Genomic DNA, 15,348 nt, shown 5'->3' on the forward strand with positions numbered 1-15,348 from the left:
GTGAACCTCCTACGGGATGACGCGTCCCGATCGATGGGGCCTGCGGCGCATGAGCGTCCTGACTCACGGCCCTCTGGCTGAGGCCCGTTCACAGTGGCGCGACCGCACCGGACTTGCACCGGTTTCCCTCACACACCGCAGAATTGGCTGGTCTCAACCTAACGGCCGGGGTGGCCGTGGCACAACCGGGCACGGGTAGCATCCACGCCGGTCGCTGGGGTACGGGGGTGGGTCGCGGTGCGGGTGATGGCGGCGGTCGCGGCGGGTGTCGTGGCCGGTGGGCTGGTGGCGCCGGCGCTGCCCGCGGTGGCGGCGCAGTGTCTGGGCGCGGGCACGGTGGCGGCCGGGGTGCCGGGGGAGCTGCGGGCGTATTCGCCGGAGCGGCTGGCCGGGCTGGCGACCGGCGCCGGGGTCAGGGTCGCGGTGATCGATTCGGGTGTGGATGTGCGTCATCCGCAGCTCACCGGCCGGGTGGCGGCGGGCCGGGACCTGTTGCACGGCGCCCCGGACGGGCGGCGTGACTGTGTCGGGCACGGCACGGCGGTGGCCGGGATCATCGCGGGCCTGCCGGACGGCGGGACCGGGGTGCGGGGGCTGGCGCCGGGGGCGACGATCATCCCGGTGCGGGTGACCGAGGACACCGACACCAGGGGCCAGCAGCAGATCCCGCGGTCCCGGTCGAGTGCCGACACGTTCGCCGAGGCGATCCGGTGGGCGGCCGGCCCGGCCGGCGCCGACGTGATCAACATCTCGCTGGTGATGGACGAGCCGGACCCGGCGGTGCGCGACGCGATCGCGGCGGCGGTGCGCACGGGTGCGGTGGTGGTCGCGGCGGCCGGCAACGGCGGCGCGGACGCGCCGGTGGCGTACCCGGCCGGGTTTCCCGGGGTCGTCGGCGTCGGCGCGGTCACCGCCGACGGGGTGCTGGCCGACTACTCCCAGCCGGGCACGCAGGTCGACATCGCGGCGTTCGGTGACCAGGTGACCGTGCTGTCGCCGGTCCGCGGGCACCGGGCGGTGCAGGGCACGAGTTTCGCCGCGCCGTTCGTGTCGGCGACGGCCGCGCTGCTGCGGGAACGGTATCCGGCCGACAGCGCCGAGGAGATCGTCGACCGGCTGCTGCGGTCGGCCGACCCGGCCCCCGGCGGGGCCCGCAGCGCCCGGTACGGGGTGGGGCTGCTCAACCCGTACCGGGCGCTGACCGAAGCCGCCGGCCCCGTCGTCGCCGCCGTGCCCGAGGGTCCGGTGGCGCCGGTGGCCGCGCCCGGCCGGGACACCGCCTGGCAGCGGGCCGGGGTGTTCACGGCCGGCGGCGCCGCGCTCGCGGTGCTCGCCGGGCTGGTGGCCGTGGTGGTGTCGCGGGGACGCCGGCGGGGCTGGCGGGCTGCCGCCGACACCCATCGTCATGATCAAATGCCCGGATGAAGTGGGACACCGTCACCGAAGCCCTGAGCCGCCTCTACCCCCAGGCGCACCCGTGGCACGTGACATATCCGGCCGAGGGGTTCGCGTTACCGGCCGCGTCGGCGTATCCGGCCGACGGGCACTGGCACTACGTGTCGTACGGGCTCGGCGAACGGCACGGGTTCGAGCTGACGTTCCGGGTCGCCGGCGTCGGTGAGCAGCCGCCGCAGTGGCCGTTCCTGCTGCTCAACCAGGTCGCCGCGCTGGCCGCGCTGGCCGGTGAGGCGGGCGAGCCGTTCGAGGAGGGCCAGTGGGCCGACCTCGGCGCGCCGATCACCGGGCACCCGCACACCGACGGAGCGCCGACCGGGCTGACCGTGGTGATCCTGGCCGCCGACCCGCAGCTGGGCGGCTCGTTCCTGCAACTGGTCGGGGTGACCGCGGCCGAGGCGCAGGCCGGTGAGGTCGACAGCGACGATCCGCTGCTGGTCACCGACCCGGCCCGCGCGTGAGCGGGGCTCGGCGGATGCCGGCGGCAAGCGATCTGCTCGGCCGTGCGGCGCCGCGGGACGGCGGCGCCGGGCAGCTGATTGCCGCGGCCGGCCGGGACCCGCGACGGCGGGCCGGCTGATGCGGTTCCTGATCCTCGGTGGGACCGGCGGGCTCGGTGCGGAGCTGACCCGGCAGTGCGGTCCGTCGGCCACCGCTGCGGGCAGCCGCGACGCCGACCTTCGCGACCCCGCGGCGGTACGCGACCTCGTGCGCCGCGTGCGCCCGGACGTGATCGTCAACGCCGCCTACCGGCAGGACGACTGGGCGGTCACCGCCGACGGCGCCGCTCACGTGGCCGTCGCCGCCCGCGCACACCGGGCCCGGCTGGTGCACGTGTCCAGCGACGCGGTGTTCTCCGGCCGGCCCGGCCGGTTCGACGAGACCTGCCCGCCGTGCCCGGCGACCATGTACGGGGCGGCGAAGGCAGCGGCCGAGACAGCTGTCCGGGCGATCGACCCGGCAGCTGTCGTCGCCCGGACGTCGCTGATCGTCGGCGGCCCGCAGACCGTGATCGCCGCCCGCGTCCACGCCGGCGGCGTGTTCTTCACCGACGACGTGCGCTGCCCGGTCCACGTGGCCGACCTCGCGGCGGCGCTGCTCGAGCTCGCCGTGTCCCGGTATGCGGGGGTGCATCACGTCGCCGGCGCCGATGCGGTCAGCCGGTACGAGCTGGCGCTGCTGATCGCCGCCCGGGACGGCCTGGACCCGTCCGGGGTGGTCGCCGGGACGCGGGCGGCGGCCGGGCTCAGCGGCGCCGGGGACGTGCGGCTGGACAGTGCCGCCACCCAGGCCCGCCTCACGGTGACCCTGCGTGGCGCCCGCGACTTCCTCACCCCTGGCTGAAGAACCTCCATGGCGGGGGCTTTGCCTGACGGAGAGGCTTTCCGTGGTGGATGGCGGCGGCCTTGTCGTGGATGGCGGCGGCTTTTCGTGGTGGAAGGCGGCAGGGGGCAGCGCCGACGGCGACCGGCCGGACGACCGATTCCGGCGTGCCGGCCCACGCCGGAATCCTGAGGAGGGCAGCCGTGACCTGGGCCGGGAGGTCAGCCCGACGCCCGCCACTGTGCCGGTGTGACGCCGTGTTCGGCGCGGAACCGTTTGATGAAGTACGACGCGTCGGGATACCCGCAGTGCCGCGCCACCGTGGCGACCGGCAGATCCGTTTCGGTCAGCAGGCGGCGGCCCTCCTGCAGCCGCCGCAGGGTGATCCACTGCTGGACGGTGCGGCCGGTGCGGAGGCGTACCACCGTGGTGAGGTGACCCGGGGTGAGCGCGACCGCGGCAGCCACATCAGACAGTGACAACGCCTGCGGGAACCGGTCCTCGATGACGTCGAAGACCGCCGCCAGCAGCGGGTCGCCCGCCGACCGCGGCGACAGCCGGGCCACCGCCACCAGCAGCAACGTCAGGTGGGCGAGCGCCGCCTGCGGGTAGCCGTCGCGGCGGGCCGACAACTCGGCGTCCAGGTCGGCGAACCGGCGTACCCAGCCGTCACGGTCCGCGGCCGGAATGTGGAGACGCTGGGTGCGGTCACCGCCGCCGGCGAACGGGGACAGCAGCGGATGCGCCCGCCACGACGAGCCGTGCGCGCGGACCACCTCGGCCGGGAACCACACCGCCCACCCGTCGACCGGCGCCGCCTCGAACGCCACCACCTGCCCCGGCACGAGCACGAACAGATCACCGTCGGACACCGTCCACGACCGGCCGTCGATCAGCGCCTGCGTGCCGGCGCGGTGGGCGTAGAACACCACCAGGAAGTCGTGGGCGTGGCTGCCGGCGTGGACCGGATGCCGCGGGAACCGGGCCACCTTGATCGACGGGTGGCCCGGCTGATGCGCAAACCCCACCACCGGAACCGAGGATCGTCGCATCATGCCCGAGGATCGACCATTGGACGGTGCTGCCATGGCGCTGATGCTAGAGGCATGACCAAACTTCGTCATACCCCTGAGGGTGACTACCTGCCCGGCATGGGCCGGCAGTGGCTGATGCCGCTCTACGACCCGTTCAGCCTGCTGCTCGGCGCCCGGCGGCTGCACCGCGAGCTGCTCGACACCGCCGCGGTCCGGGCCGGCCAGCGGGTCCTGGAGATCGGCTGCGGCACCGGCAACCTGCTCACGGCGCTGGCACGGCGTACCCCCGGCATCGACGCCGTCGGCATCGACCCGGACCGGGCCGCCCTGCGCCGCGCCCACCGCAAAGCGCAGCGCGGCGGGCTGCAGATCCGCTACGAGCACGCGTTCGCCGCCGGCCTGCCCCTGCCGGACGGCCACGCCGACGTGGTGCTGTCGTCGCTGATGCTGCACCACCTCGACGAACCCGGCCGTGACCGGGCGTTGCGGGAGGCGTGGCGGGTGCTCGCGCCGGGCGGGCGGCTGCACGTGCTCGACTTCGAGACCCCCGGGCTGACCGGGGACGTCTTCACCGGCGCCGGCTTCGCCGCGGTCACCGAGACCGGCCGGGGCCGGCTGCACCGGCTGCGGTACGTCATCCTGCGAGCCGACCGCGATGGCCCCGCCGTGCCCGAGGGCCGTCCTTGACCACATCGCGCCCTGAACCGCGCGCGCCAATAGTGATCACCGTCCGGAATGGATCGTCACGGCGCGGCCGGTGACTATCGCGGAACCGACAGCACGCTGACCGAAAGGGTGAGCGCGCCGAGCCCGGAAGTGCCAACGGTGAATATTGATGAACACTTTGGCAAAGAGTTATGGTGGCCGCACTGAGCATTGACGGGGGCGGCGCGACACCATTTCACACCGATTAATCAAGATCGAGGCTGCGCAGAAAGTCCCGCCGCACTTATCGGTGAAGGGACGACAATGCCATGCGGATTCAACGTGCCTTGACAGCGGTTTGCCTTTTTTCGGCGTCATTTCTGGTCGCCGTGTCCGGTCCGGCGGGACCGGCCGCCGGCAGCGCGCCGCCCCACGATCACAGCACCCACAGCCACGCCCCCGGCGCCGCGGACGACGACGAGCACCGCGCGCAGGACCTCGTCGGCGTGCCGCTGCACGAGATCGAGAAGACCACCGCCGACAACGCCGCCCGCATCGAACGCCAGACCGGCCGGCGGCCCGGCCGGGCGCAGCTCAAGGCCAGCGCCGACGCCGACCCGGGCGTCTCCGGCCAGTGGAGTCCCGTGCTGGCCACCCCGGTCGTGCCGGTGTTCACCGCGGTCCTGCCCAACGGCAGGGTGCTGATCTGGGACTCCGTCGGCGACAACGCCGCCGAGACCTACCCCACCCACAACTTCACCCGCGCGATGGTGTGGAACCCGGCCGACAACACCAGCAGACGCGTCGACCTGCAGGGCACCAACCTGTTCTGCGCCGGGTTCGCGCACCTGGCCAACGGCAACATTCTCGTCGCCGGCGGAAACGCCAACGCGCAACTGGCCGGCACGGTCCGCACGTACGTGTTCAACTGGCAGACCGAAACGTGGACCCGCGGCAACGACATGGCCGGCGCCCGCTGGTATCCGTCGGTCACGGAAATGGCCAACGGCGAAGAAGTGATCATCGGTGGCGGGCCTGCGACCGCCGAGGTGTACCAGACCAACGGTGCTATTCGCCCATTGCCGAACTTCACCAAATACAACGCCCGGATCTACCCGTTCATGATTTCCCGGCCCGATACGCAACTGGGCCTTTTCGGACCCTACAATCCGGGATACACGATCACCACCATGGGCAACGCGGCCATCACGGGCACCGCCAACCGTGACACGATCAGCCGCGAATACGGCAGTTTCTCCACCTTCGACATCGGCCGGACCCTGGTCGTCGGTGGTGGCAGCATCACCGAGGACGGCGTCGCCAAACGTCCCACCCGCACCGCGGTCATCCTCGACAGCAACAAGGGCCTCACCCCGACGGTCACCACCACCGGATCGATGTCGGTCGGCCGCCGCCAGCACAACGCCACCATCCTGGCCGACGGTACGGTCCTGGTCACCGGCGGACTCAGCAGCACCGCCAAGAACGCCCTGGTCGACCTCGACAACGCGGTCACCACCGCCGAACTGTGGAACCCGGCCACCGGGCAGTGGACCGCCCTGTCGGCCGCCGACCGGGTCCGCCAATACCACTCCACCGCCGCGCTGCTGCCCGACGGACGGATCATGACCGGCGGCGGCGGCATCTGCGCGGCCTGCATGAGCGCCGGCTACCTGGAGAAGAACGTCGAATACTTCAGCCCGCCCTACCTGTTCAAGAAGGACGGCAGCGGTGAACTCGCCGACCGGCCCGTCATCAGCGCCGCCCCCGCCACTGTCGGCATCGGCACGGCGTTCACCCTCACCAGCCCGCAGGCCGCCACCATCGGCAAGGTCGGCCTGGTCGGCCTCGGCGACGTCACCCACAGCATCGACCAGGGGCAGCGCTACGTGCCGCTCAAGTACAGCGTCAACGGCACCACCCTGACCGTCACCGGCCCGCCGACCGGCGGCGTCGCCCCGCCCGGCTGGTACATGCTGTTCGTCACCGACAACGCCGGCGTCCCCTCGATCGCCAGGCTCGTCCAGGTCGCCAAAGCGCCGGCCCCGCTGATGAGCCCGCTGAGGAACAGCACCGGCAAATGCGTCGACATCCCCAGCTCGGCGCTGACCGCCCGCACCTACCTGCAGACCTACACCTGCAACAACACCAAGGCGCAGGCGCTGACCCGGTTCACCGACGACACGCTGCGGGTGTTCGGCATGTGCGCCGACGTGCCCAGCAGCAACTTCACCAACGGCCAACGGATCTGGCAGTACGGCTGCAACGGCACCGGAGCCCAACGATGGCAGTTCCGTACCGACGGCACCGTCCGGCCGGTCAGCAACACCGCCCTGTGCCTGGCCGCGACCGCCAACACCAACGCCGCCCAGATCAAGATAGTCACCTGCACCGGGGCGGCCCTGCAGAAGTGGACCTGGTGAGCACCGGCCCGGCGAGTCAGGCGGTGAGGATCGGCGGCCGGGTGTGCCAGGTCGCCATCCGCACCACCTCGAAACCCAGCGACTCGTAGAGCGGCCGGCCCGCCTCCGTCGCGACCAGCGTGAACACCTGGTCCGGGCGGGCCGCGATCGCCGCCGACAACACCGCCCGGCCCAGCCCCCGCGACCGGTGCCCGGGCAGCGTCGCCAGCCAGTACAGTCCGGTGGCGTGCCCGTCGTCGTAGGTGTACGCCGCGGCGGCGGGCACCCCACCGTCATGGGCCAGCCACACCCGCCAGCCCGGCAGCTGCAGCACCCGCGGCGGCAGCGCCTGCGCCCGCACCCACGGCTGCAACTGCGGAAACGGGAACCCGTCGACCATCACCCGCTCCGCCGCGGCCAGCGTGTCCACGTCGCGGACCTCGACCACCGGCGCCCCGGCCGCCTTGAGACCACCCGGCGGCCGGTCCATCACCGGCATGCACACCGCCCGCGAATTCGGGAACACCGGCGGCGCGTCCGGACTGGTGAACACATCCTCCACCACCACCCGGCTCTGCAACGCCATCCCGGCGACCTCGGCCACCGTCGCCGTCGTCGGCGGCTCCCGCAGGATCACCCGGGTCGTGCCCGGCCGGTCCACCCGCAGCAGCCGCTCGTCCAGGCGCGCTGTCGGGAACAGGGCGGTCCACATGGCCGCGGCATTCCGCAGGTAGATCACGACCGGCAGGGTAGCCGATCACCGGCCGGTCAGAAGCCCGATGATCCGGTCGACATACGATTGGCGCACCCGGGCGTCGCGCGGGCCGGCCGCGCAGCCCCCGGACGGGCTGCGGCCCGCGGGCCGCACGCGACGGGCCGCACGCCTCTTGCGCGACCGGGTGCAGGCCACGGCCGTACCATCCGATGATCTCCTGCCGCACGCCTGCCCGGCGCCGCGGCCACCGCGACGCCCCACGCCTTCGCCGCGGTCACCGGCAGCCCGGATCGGGCGGATCCTGGCCGAGATCGGCGAGCCAGGCGCTGACCTCGGCGAAGTCGGCGGCGGTGAGCCCCGCGTGCGGATGCACCCGATGCACCAGCGCCGGCCGGGGATGGAAATCGCGCACCCACCGCCGGTCACGGCCGGTCACCTCGTCGTCGAGCCACACGAACGCACGATCGGCGGCCCACGCCATCACCGCGAGCGTCTTCCAGTGCAGGCCACCGCCGGCGGGCCGGTCGTCGTCCGGGAACGCCACCACCGGCAGCGGCGGCAACCCCAGACGCGGGCCGACCACCTCGTTCGCCGCCTGCATCCACGTCGTCGCCCACACCAGGTCACCGCCGAGCGCCAGCAGCCGCGGCCCGTCGGCAGGGTCGAGCCGGTGGATCAGCGGATGCCCCGACGGGTCCGCCGCCACCACCGGCGGCGTGCCCGGCCGCTCCCGCAACGGGATCAACGGCCCGTCGACGTCGACGAAGATCAGTGGCCGTACCCGGGCGCTCACGCCCAGCGGGCCCGCAGCCCGCACGTCACCATCGGCAGCACGAACTCACCGTCCGCGGTCTCCGGCCGCCCGGCCAGGAACCCGCCGATCCGCTCCAGCAGCTGATCACGCCGGGCCGCCGGCATCACCAGCACCCCGGCCCGCGTCGCCAGCGTCTGCACCAGCGACTGCGCGGTCCGCACCTGACCGTGCGCGAACACGGCCCGCTCCACCCGCGGCCCGAGCAGCCCGGCGGTCGCCGCCCGCCACGCCGCCGGGGTGTCACGCGGCCCGACCACCTCCGGCCCGGCCACCCGCGCCAGATCGGCGACCCAGCCGACCCGGTCGTCGAGGGTGTTCCACAACCCGGCCAGCACCCCGCCCGGCGCCAGCACCCGCCGGATCTGCGGCCCCGCCACCGCCATGTCGAACCAGTGCAACGCGTTACCGGCCACCGCCGCATCCACCGCCGCGTCCGCCACCGGGATCGTCTCCGCGCTCCCGGCCAGCGCCGCCACCTGCGGGAACCGGTCGCGCAGCGCGGCCAGCATCGCCGGATCCGGCTCCACCGCCGTCACCGTCGCCCCGGCGTCCAGCAGCGCACCGGTCAGTTTGCCGGTGCCCGCACCCAGATCCAGCACCCGCGACCCGGGCGCCGTCTCGATCGCCCACCGCACCGCGGCCGCCGCATAGCCGGGACGATGTCGCGCGTACGCGTGCGCCGCCGTTCCGAAGACCCGCATCCGGGCACTGTACAACTCGGTGGACGAAAACCGGCGCCTGCGGCAGGCTGCCCTGTCGTGGCGGACACCGAGGTCAGCAAACTCCACGACGACGAGGTCGACATCGACACCCACCTGGTCCGGCGGCTGCTGGCCGACCAGTTCCCGCAGTGGGCGCACCGGCCCGTGCGGTACGTCACCGGCTCCGGGACCGACAACGCCACCTTCCGCGTCGGTGACGACCTGTCGGTGCGCCTGCCCCGCACCCCGCGAACCACCGGCCAGGTCGAGAAAGACCTCGCCTGGCTGCCCCGGCTCGCCTCGCACCTGCCGCTGGCCGTCCCCGAACCGGTGGCCGCCGGCGCACCCACCGGCGACTACCCGTTCACCTGGGGCGTCTACCGGTGGCTCGACGGTGAGCCCTTCGACCTCGCCCACCTCGACGACCCGCGAACCGCCGCCCACCAGCTCGCCGGCTTCGTGCAGCGGCTGCAGCAGATCGACACCACCGGCGCGCCCACCCCACCGGACTCCCCGTACAGCCGCGGCACCCCGCTCGCCCCGCGCGACGCCCTGTTCCGCGACGCCGCCGGCCGGCTCCGCGCCGACCTCGACACCGGCCGGCTGCTCGCCGCCTGGGACCAGGCCCTGGCCGCCGACACGTGGACCGGGCCGCCCCGCTGGATCCACGGCGACCTGATGGCCGGCAACATCCTGGTCACCGGCGGGCGGCTCACCGCGATCATCGACTTCGCCACCGCCTGCGCCGGCGACCCGGCCGCCGACATCATGCCCGCCTGGTGGCTGTTCGAAGGCCCCGCACGGCAGGCGTTCCGAGACGCCCTGCAACCCGACGACCATCTGTGGGTACGGGCCAGAGGCTGGGCGTTGTCACTCGCGGTGATCGCGCTGCCGTACTACCGGGCCCGGCGCAGCCCTGACGCCGTGCGTGACAGCCTCACCTACATCGAGGCCCTGCTCGCCGACGTCTAGCACCTGTCCAGGAGCTCTTGACCTGGAGCGCGCTCCAGGTCGTAGCTTTCGCCGGCATGGAGCTCACCCGTCTGGGCCGCACCGGCCTCCAGGTCAGCCGGCTGTGCCTGGGAACCATGACGTTCGGCCGTGAGATCGACGAGCCGGACAGCCACCGGCTGCTGGACCGGTTCGCCGACGCCGGCGGCACCTTCGTCGACACCGCGGACGGCTACAGCGACGGCCGCTCGGAGCAGATCGTCGGCAGTTGGCTGGCCGGCCGCACCCGGCACGACGTGGTGCTGGCGACGAAGGTCCGCTTCGGAGGCGGCCTGAGCCGCCGGCACCTGCTGCACGCCGTTGACGCGAGCCTGCGGCGCCTGCGCACCGACCACATCGACCTCTACCAGCTGCACATGTGGGATTACGGCACTCCGCTGGAGGAGACGCTCAGCGCCCTCGACGACATCGTCCGGGCCGGCAAGGTGCGCTACCTGGGCGTCAGCAACTTCGCCGGCGCGCAACTGCAACGGGCCGTCGACCTGAGCACGGAGCCGATCGTCGCGCTGCAGCCGCTCTACAACCTGCTCGACCGGGAAGCGGAGTGGGAGCTGATCCCGGTGTGCCTGGCCGAAGGGGTGGGTGTGCTGCCGTACAGCCCGCTGCGCGGCGGCTGGCTGACCGGCAAGTTCCGCCGCGGCTCGTCCCCGATCGGCGGCACCCGGCTGGCGGCGACGGACCGCGCGGGCGAGCCGACGTGGACGGAGGCGTGGGCCAACTACGACAACGACCACACGTGGGCCGTCCTCGACGAGCTGACCGCCGTGGCCCGCGAGATCGGTCGCTCGCCGGCGCAGGTGGCACTGAACTGGCTGCTGCGACAGCCCGCCGTCACCGCCCCGATCGTGGGCGCCCGCTCACCGGCCCAACTCGACGACAACCTCGGCGCGGCCGGCTTCACCCTCGATCCGGCGCTGACGGCCCGCCTCGACCGTGCGAGCGAACGCCCGAAGCCCTACCCGTACCAGCTGCTCGCCGACCTGCACGACGCCTGACGCCGCCGCCGGCCGGTCGCCGGTTCTCGTGCGTCATATGCGCGGGACATCGACAGGGGTCGACATGTTGGGGCCGCTGAACCTAGGGTCGCGACGAGTGACGACACGGGGGGAAACAGAATGGACAGCCATGACAAGAGGCCTTCCGCTGCGCGTTTCGCGCTGACGGCCCTGCTCGCGGCCGGGCTCGCGCTGACCGGATCCGCGCAGCCGGCCGCGGCCACGCCGGTGGATCCGGTGGTCGCCGACCGTACCGCCGCCATCGATCTGATGTGCACCGGCGGACCCGTCGTCGCCCGCGCCGCCCAGGCCGCCCTGCTCGAATCGGACGCCGCCGTGCGGCGCCTCCTGGAAACCGAACTGCCCGGCCTCACCGCCCTCGACAACCGCGTCAAGGTCGCCAACCTGATGGCCCTGTCCGGCCCGTCCATGACCGCGGCCGGGCAGAACGTGCTGTCCGGCTCCGACGCCGACATCGCCGCGTTCCTCGCCGGCGGGCAGAACGCCCCGATGCGCAACGACCTGCGCGTCCGGGTCGCCCGCCTGATGGCCGTCGGCGGTCAGGCCACCCGTACCGCCGCGCAGGCCGCCCTCAACGACGGCGACGACGCCATCGCACGGTTCCTGCTCGAAGGCCAGTACAGCGCGGCACGGACCGACGACCGGATCGCGATCGCCCGGCTCATCGCCGTCGGGGGACCGGAGATGGTCCGTACCGGGCAGCTCGCCCTCAACGGCACCGCCCAGGACATCACCGACTTCCTCGCCCAGGGCCAGCACGTCGCCCGGGCCCGCGACGCCGAGATCGCCACCGTCAGCCACCTCGCCGAACTGGCCCGGCAGGCCCAGACCGAAGCGGCCACCCAGACCGAGATCGCCCGCGCCGAATCCGAACGCGCCGTCCAAGCCGCACAACTGGCCAAGGAAGCCGCGCTGCGCGCCGCCGCCGAAACCGTCGCCGCCGGCGCCTCCGCCCAACGCGCCACCGCCGCGGCGGCCCGCGCCGCCGACGCGACCCGCCGCGCCGCCGACGCCGCCCAGGACGCGATCGGCGCCGCCCGCGCCGCCAACGAAGCCGCCCGGGTAGCCTCCGCCGCGGCCAGCCGCGCCGCCACCGCCGCCGTCCTCGCCGGACAAGCCGCCACCCAGGCCAACCAGGCCGCCGCCGCGGCCGCCGGCGACGCCACCAAGGCCGCCGCCGCCCGGCAGGCCGCCGAACAGGCCCGCGCCGCCGCCCAGGCCGCCGACAGCGCCGCCGACGCCGCAGCCCAGGTCCAGGCCGCCGCCCTCGCCGCCGGAAACGCCGCCGGCGCCGCCCGGGGCGCCGTCGACAACGCCCTCGCCGCCGCGACCGCCGCCGAACAGGCCGGCGCACAGTCGAACGTGGCCGGCGCCGAAGCCGCCCGCGCCCGCGAAGCCGCCGCCCGCGCGCGAGCCCTCGCCGACCGGGCCGACCGCGCCGCGAACGCCGCCCAGAACCTGGCCGCCCAGGCCGCGGCCGCCGCACAGGAGGCCACCCGCTGGGCCCGCGACGCGGCCGGCCACGCCCGGGCGGCCGCCGCGGCCGCCGACGAAGCCGCCCAACACGCCGGAGAAGCCGCCGAGGCGGCCCGCCGTACCGCCGCCGCGGCCGACGCCGCCGACCGGGCCGCCACCGTCGCCGCCGGCGCCGCCACCGCGGCCCAGCAGGCCGAACAGACCGCACGCGCCGCCGACGCCGAACGACTGCGCACCCAGACCGACGAGGCGATGGCCGCCGCCCGCGAGGCCCGCCAGATCGCCTCCCGGCAGCCCGCCACCATCGCCTGGGACGACCCCGAATCGGTGCGCGTCGACAACCAGACCGCCGCCCTGCTCGCCACCGCCGAAGCCGCCGGCACCGACCCGCAGGTCGCCGTCCGCAGCGCACGACAGGCGGCGCTGCGGCTGATGACCGCCGGCGGGCCGTGGAGCCGTGAAGCCGCCGAATCCGCGCTCGGCGGCACCGAACAGGACCTGCGCCACTGGCTCGCCACCGGCCGGGAACTGGCCGCCGAACAGGACGACCGCAGCCGCGTCACCCAGCTCGCCGACAGCAGCGACAAACCCGCGCTCAAAACCGCGGCCGCCACCGCGCTCGGCGGCAACCACGCCCAGGTCGTCGAGTTCCTGCGGCTGCCCATGTACCCGACCAAGATCCAGGACGACCGGATCGCCGTCGCGCAGATCATCACCCGCGGCGGAACCGCCACCAAGGCCGCCGCCCAGGCCGCGCTGCGCGGCACCGCCGCCGACGTCCACGCCTTCCTGCGCACCGGCCAATACCAGGCGGCCGACACCGACGACCGGGTCGCCGTCGCCGCGGCCATCGCCGAGGGCGGAGACGAGGTCGACGCCGCCGCACAGATCGCGCTCGCCGGGCCCCGCGAATACCTGCGCCGCTTCCTGACCGTCGAGCTGCCGCGCGCCCGCCAGCGTGACCACGACGCCGCGGTGCACGTCGCCACCGTACGCCGCTATGTCGCCGAAGCCTCCGCCTCCGCCGCCACCGCCCGCAAGGACGCCGCCGAAGCCGCCCGCCTCGCGGCCGTCGCCCGCCAGGCCCAGGAGGAAGCCGCGCGCTGGGCCGAACAGGCCCGCCAGTCGGCGGCCCAGGCCGCCGACTACGCCACCCAGGCCCAGCAGGCCGCCCAGGCCGCCCAGCAGTCCGCCGACCAGGCCGCCGCCTCGGCCGCCGCCGCCCGCAAGGCCGCCACCGACGCCGCCCGCGCCGCGCAGACCGCCACCAACGCGGCCACCCGCGCCACCGCCTCCGCGGCCCAGGCCAAAGCCTCCGCCGACAGCGCCGCCACCGCCGCCGCCCAGGCCCGCGACGACGCCCTGCGCGCCGGCCAGGACGCCGCCGCGGCCGCCCAGGCGTTCCTCGACACCTACCAGATCTGGCTGCAGAAACAGCGCGCCGAGGACCTCGCCCAGCTGCGCAACGGCGAAGGCCGGGAAGTCGTCACCTACAACGACGGCGACAGCGACCCCACCACCCCCGGCGCGAACGGCCCCTACGGCGGCAAGGACATCCCCTGGGACGAACCGACCGCCGCCATGGAGATGCGTGCCCAGCTGTGGCTGACCATCCAGGGCGTCTGCCAGGTCAGCGGCCGCGACGGCCAGGCCTGCGCCCTGTGGTGGCACTACTACAACCGCAGCGGCGCCGACTTCATCGCCAGCGTCGACAACTACCTCAAGGACCGGCAGTTCAAAGCCGCCGTCGACGAGTCGCGCGAGCAGATGCTCGCCCAAGCCCGCAGCAAATGCCTCAGCAGCGGACGCTCCACCTGCGAATACTGGATGGACAGCCTCTGGTTCGGCGTCAGCATGACCGAGAACATCGACTACCGGCTCGGGGTGCGCGGCGTCCAGCTGCGCCTGCGCGGACCCATCACGGTGACCGTCGCCAACGGACAGGCCACCGTCCACGGACAGTACGGCGTCGACGTCTACAAGGACTGGAACTTCGACCACGGCGAGGAGATCTGGGGCATCTCCTTCGACGACTACGCCGACATGCACAGCTACGGCATCGCCCGCGAGTTCACCGTGCGCGGACGCAGCAGCGTGCAGACCATCTAGGGTCGGAAGCCGTGAAACAGCGTCTCGTCACGGCCGTCCTCGCCGTGCTCGTGCTGGCGGTCGGCGCGACGCTGGTGACGACCCGGGGGGCCTGGCTGCTCGACCAGCGGGCCTACCCGGGCAGCCGGCTCGGCAGCAGCCTCGACGACCTGCTCGCCCAGTTCGGGTTGCGGCTGCCCGGCTGCCCGGCCGACGACCTGCGGTACTGGTCCGGCGACAACGTCGAGGACACGTTCTATCTCACGTTCACCGCCGACCCGTCCTGCGTGGCAGCGTTCCTGGCCGACAACGCGGTGACCGCGGGGGAGCCGCTGCCGGGGGACCGGCTGGCGCTCGGCAAGGACCCCCGGGTGCAGCGGTGGGGGTGGCCGTTCACGGAGGCGGGGCTCTACGCCACCTACAGCGGCGAACCGGTACCGGACGTCGACGTGGACGTGGTCGTCGTGCCTTCAGGGCGGCGGGTGTTCGCGTACGCCTTCGAAACCGGGTAGGCCGCCGGGCCGGTTGTGTCCACGCGCAAACCTCGTCCCGTAACCGGCGCTGACGGTGGCGAGCCCTGAGGCGGCCCCGACCGCCGACCGGTCGCGGCCGTCGGTGCCGGGGTGGTCACCGCGGGCACGTCGACCTGATGACACCTGGACCATCGG

At 73.9% G+C, this 15,348-nt stretch carries 13 protein-coding genes and 1 riboswitch; of the genes, 9 read left to right on the forward strand and 4 right to left on the reverse strand.

The features are described from left to right. Nucleotides 1-2 precede the first annotated feature (2 nt). Nucleotides 3-154, reverse strand: a riboswitch (adenosylcobalamin (AdoCbl) riboswitch). Nucleotides 155-246: 92 nt separating this feature from the next. The 3 genes from mycP (at nucleotide 247) to BM290_RS23655 (ending at nucleotide 2,799) form a co-directional block, all read left to right on the forward strand. Then, entirely contained in the window at nucleotides 247-1,425 is a 1,179-nt protein-coding gene (gene mycP / locus BM290_RS23645) for a type VII secretion-associated serine protease mycosin (RefSeq protein WP_093618428.1), read from the forward strand. Then, nucleotides 1,422-1,916, forward strand: coding sequence for a suppressor of fused domain protein (locus tag BM290_RS23650; protein WP_093617647.1), 495 nt, complete (start codon nucleotides 1,422-1,424; stop codon nucleotides 1,914-1,916). Before mycP ends, BM290_RS23650 begins: the two co-directional genes overlap by 4 nt. A gap of 118 nt (nucleotides 1,917-2,034) precedes the next feature. Further along, nucleotides 2,035-2,799 carry a sugar nucleotide-binding protein gene (locus BM290_RS23655; protein WP_093617649.1) on the forward strand — a complete coding sequence of 255 codons (765 nt, stop codon included), beginning with the start codon at nucleotides 2,035-2,037 and terminating at the stop codon, nucleotides 2,797-2,799. 200 nt (nucleotides 2,800-2,999) lie between these two features. Here the strand turns inward: BM290_RS23655 and BM290_RS23660 are convergent, their stop codons facing one another. Continuing rightward, nucleotides 3,000-3,833, reverse strand: a complete 834-nt coding sequence (locus tag BM290_RS23660; RefSeq protein WP_093618430.1) for an AraC family transcriptional regulator — start codon at nucleotides 3,831-3,833, stop codon at nucleotides 3,000-3,002. A 51-nt stretch (nucleotides 3,834-3,884) separates the two neighbouring features. Here BM290_RS23660 and BM290_RS23665 point away from each other — a divergent pair, with 51 nt between their 5' ends. Further along, nucleotides 3,885-4,499: a class I SAM-dependent methyltransferase gene (locus BM290_RS23665; RefSeq protein ID WP_177319868.1), complete on the forward strand. Its 615-nt coding sequence runs from the start codon at nucleotides 3,885-3,887 to the stop codon at nucleotides 4,497-4,499. Between the two features lie 347 nt (nucleotides 4,500-4,846). Continuing rightward, nucleotides 4,847-6,880, forward strand: coding sequence for a galactose oxidase-like domain-containing protein (locus tag BM290_RS23670; RefSeq protein ID WP_239143675.1), 2,034 nt, complete (start codon nucleotides 4,847-4,849; stop codon nucleotides 6,878-6,880). A gap of 16 nt (nucleotides 6,881-6,896) precedes the next feature. Here BM290_RS23670 and BM290_RS23675 read toward each other — a convergent pair whose 3' ends face one another. The 3 genes from BM290_RS23675 to BM290_RS23685 form a co-directional block, all read right to left on the reverse strand. Beyond that, a complete protein-coding gene (locus tag BM290_RS23675; RefSeq protein WP_093617653.1) occupies nucleotides 6,897-7,598 on the reverse strand; it encodes a GNAT family N-acetyltransferase in 702 nt (233 codons plus the stop codon). Between the two features lie 250 nt (nucleotides 7,599-7,848). Continuing rightward, on the reverse strand, nucleotides 7,849-8,346 hold the full coding sequence (locus tag BM290_RS23680; protein WP_203779489.1) for an HAD domain-containing protein: 498 nt from the start codon (nucleotides 8,344-8,346) through the stop codon (nucleotides 7,849-7,851). A 17-nt stretch (nucleotides 8,347-8,363) separates the two neighbouring features. Beyond that, nucleotides 8,364-9,089 carry a class I SAM-dependent methyltransferase gene (locus BM290_RS23685; RefSeq protein WP_093618434.1) on the reverse strand — a complete coding sequence of 242 codons (726 nt, stop codon included), beginning with the start codon at nucleotides 9,087-9,089 and terminating at the stop codon, nucleotides 8,364-8,366. A gap of 57 nt (nucleotides 9,090-9,146) precedes the next feature. Between BM290_RS23685 and BM290_RS23690 the strand changes: the two genes are divergently transcribed. The 4 genes from BM290_RS23690 (at nucleotide 9,147) to BM290_RS23705 (ending at nucleotide 15,192) form a co-directional block, all read left to right on the forward strand. Next, nucleotides 9,147-10,061 carry an aminoglycoside phosphotransferase family protein gene (locus tag BM290_RS23690; protein ID WP_203779475.1) on the forward strand — a complete coding sequence of 305 codons (915 nt, stop codon included), beginning with the start codon at nucleotides 9,147-9,149 and terminating at the stop codon, nucleotides 10,059-10,061. A gap of 56 nt (nucleotides 10,062-10,117) precedes the next feature. Further along, a complete protein-coding gene (locus tag BM290_RS23695) occupies nucleotides 10,118-11,095 on the forward strand; it encodes an aldo/keto reductase (protein ID WP_093617659.1) in 978 nt (325 codons plus the stop codon). 120 nt (nucleotides 11,096-11,215) lie between these two features. Then, the gene (locus BM290_RS50750; RefSeq protein WP_093617661.1) at nucleotides 11,216-14,701 is read left to right on the forward strand and encodes an ALF repeat-containing protein; all 3,486 of its coding nucleotides are present in this window, start codon (nucleotides 11,216-11,218) and stop codon (nucleotides 14,699-14,701) included. Between the two features lie 11 nt (nucleotides 14,702-14,712). Continuing rightward, nucleotides 14,713-15,192 (forward strand): hypothetical protein, encoded by a 480-nt coding sequence (locus BM290_RS23705; protein WP_093617663.1) that lies wholly within the window; start codon nucleotides 14,713-14,715, stop codon nucleotides 15,190-15,192. The last annotated feature ends 156 nt before the right edge of the window (nucleotides 15,193-15,348 follow it).

The sequence above is a fragment of the Actinoplanes philippinensis genome (genome assembly GCF_900113015.1).
GTDB lineage: Bacteria > Actinomycetota > Actinomycetes > Mycobacteriales > Micromonosporaceae > Actinoplanes > Actinoplanes philippinensis.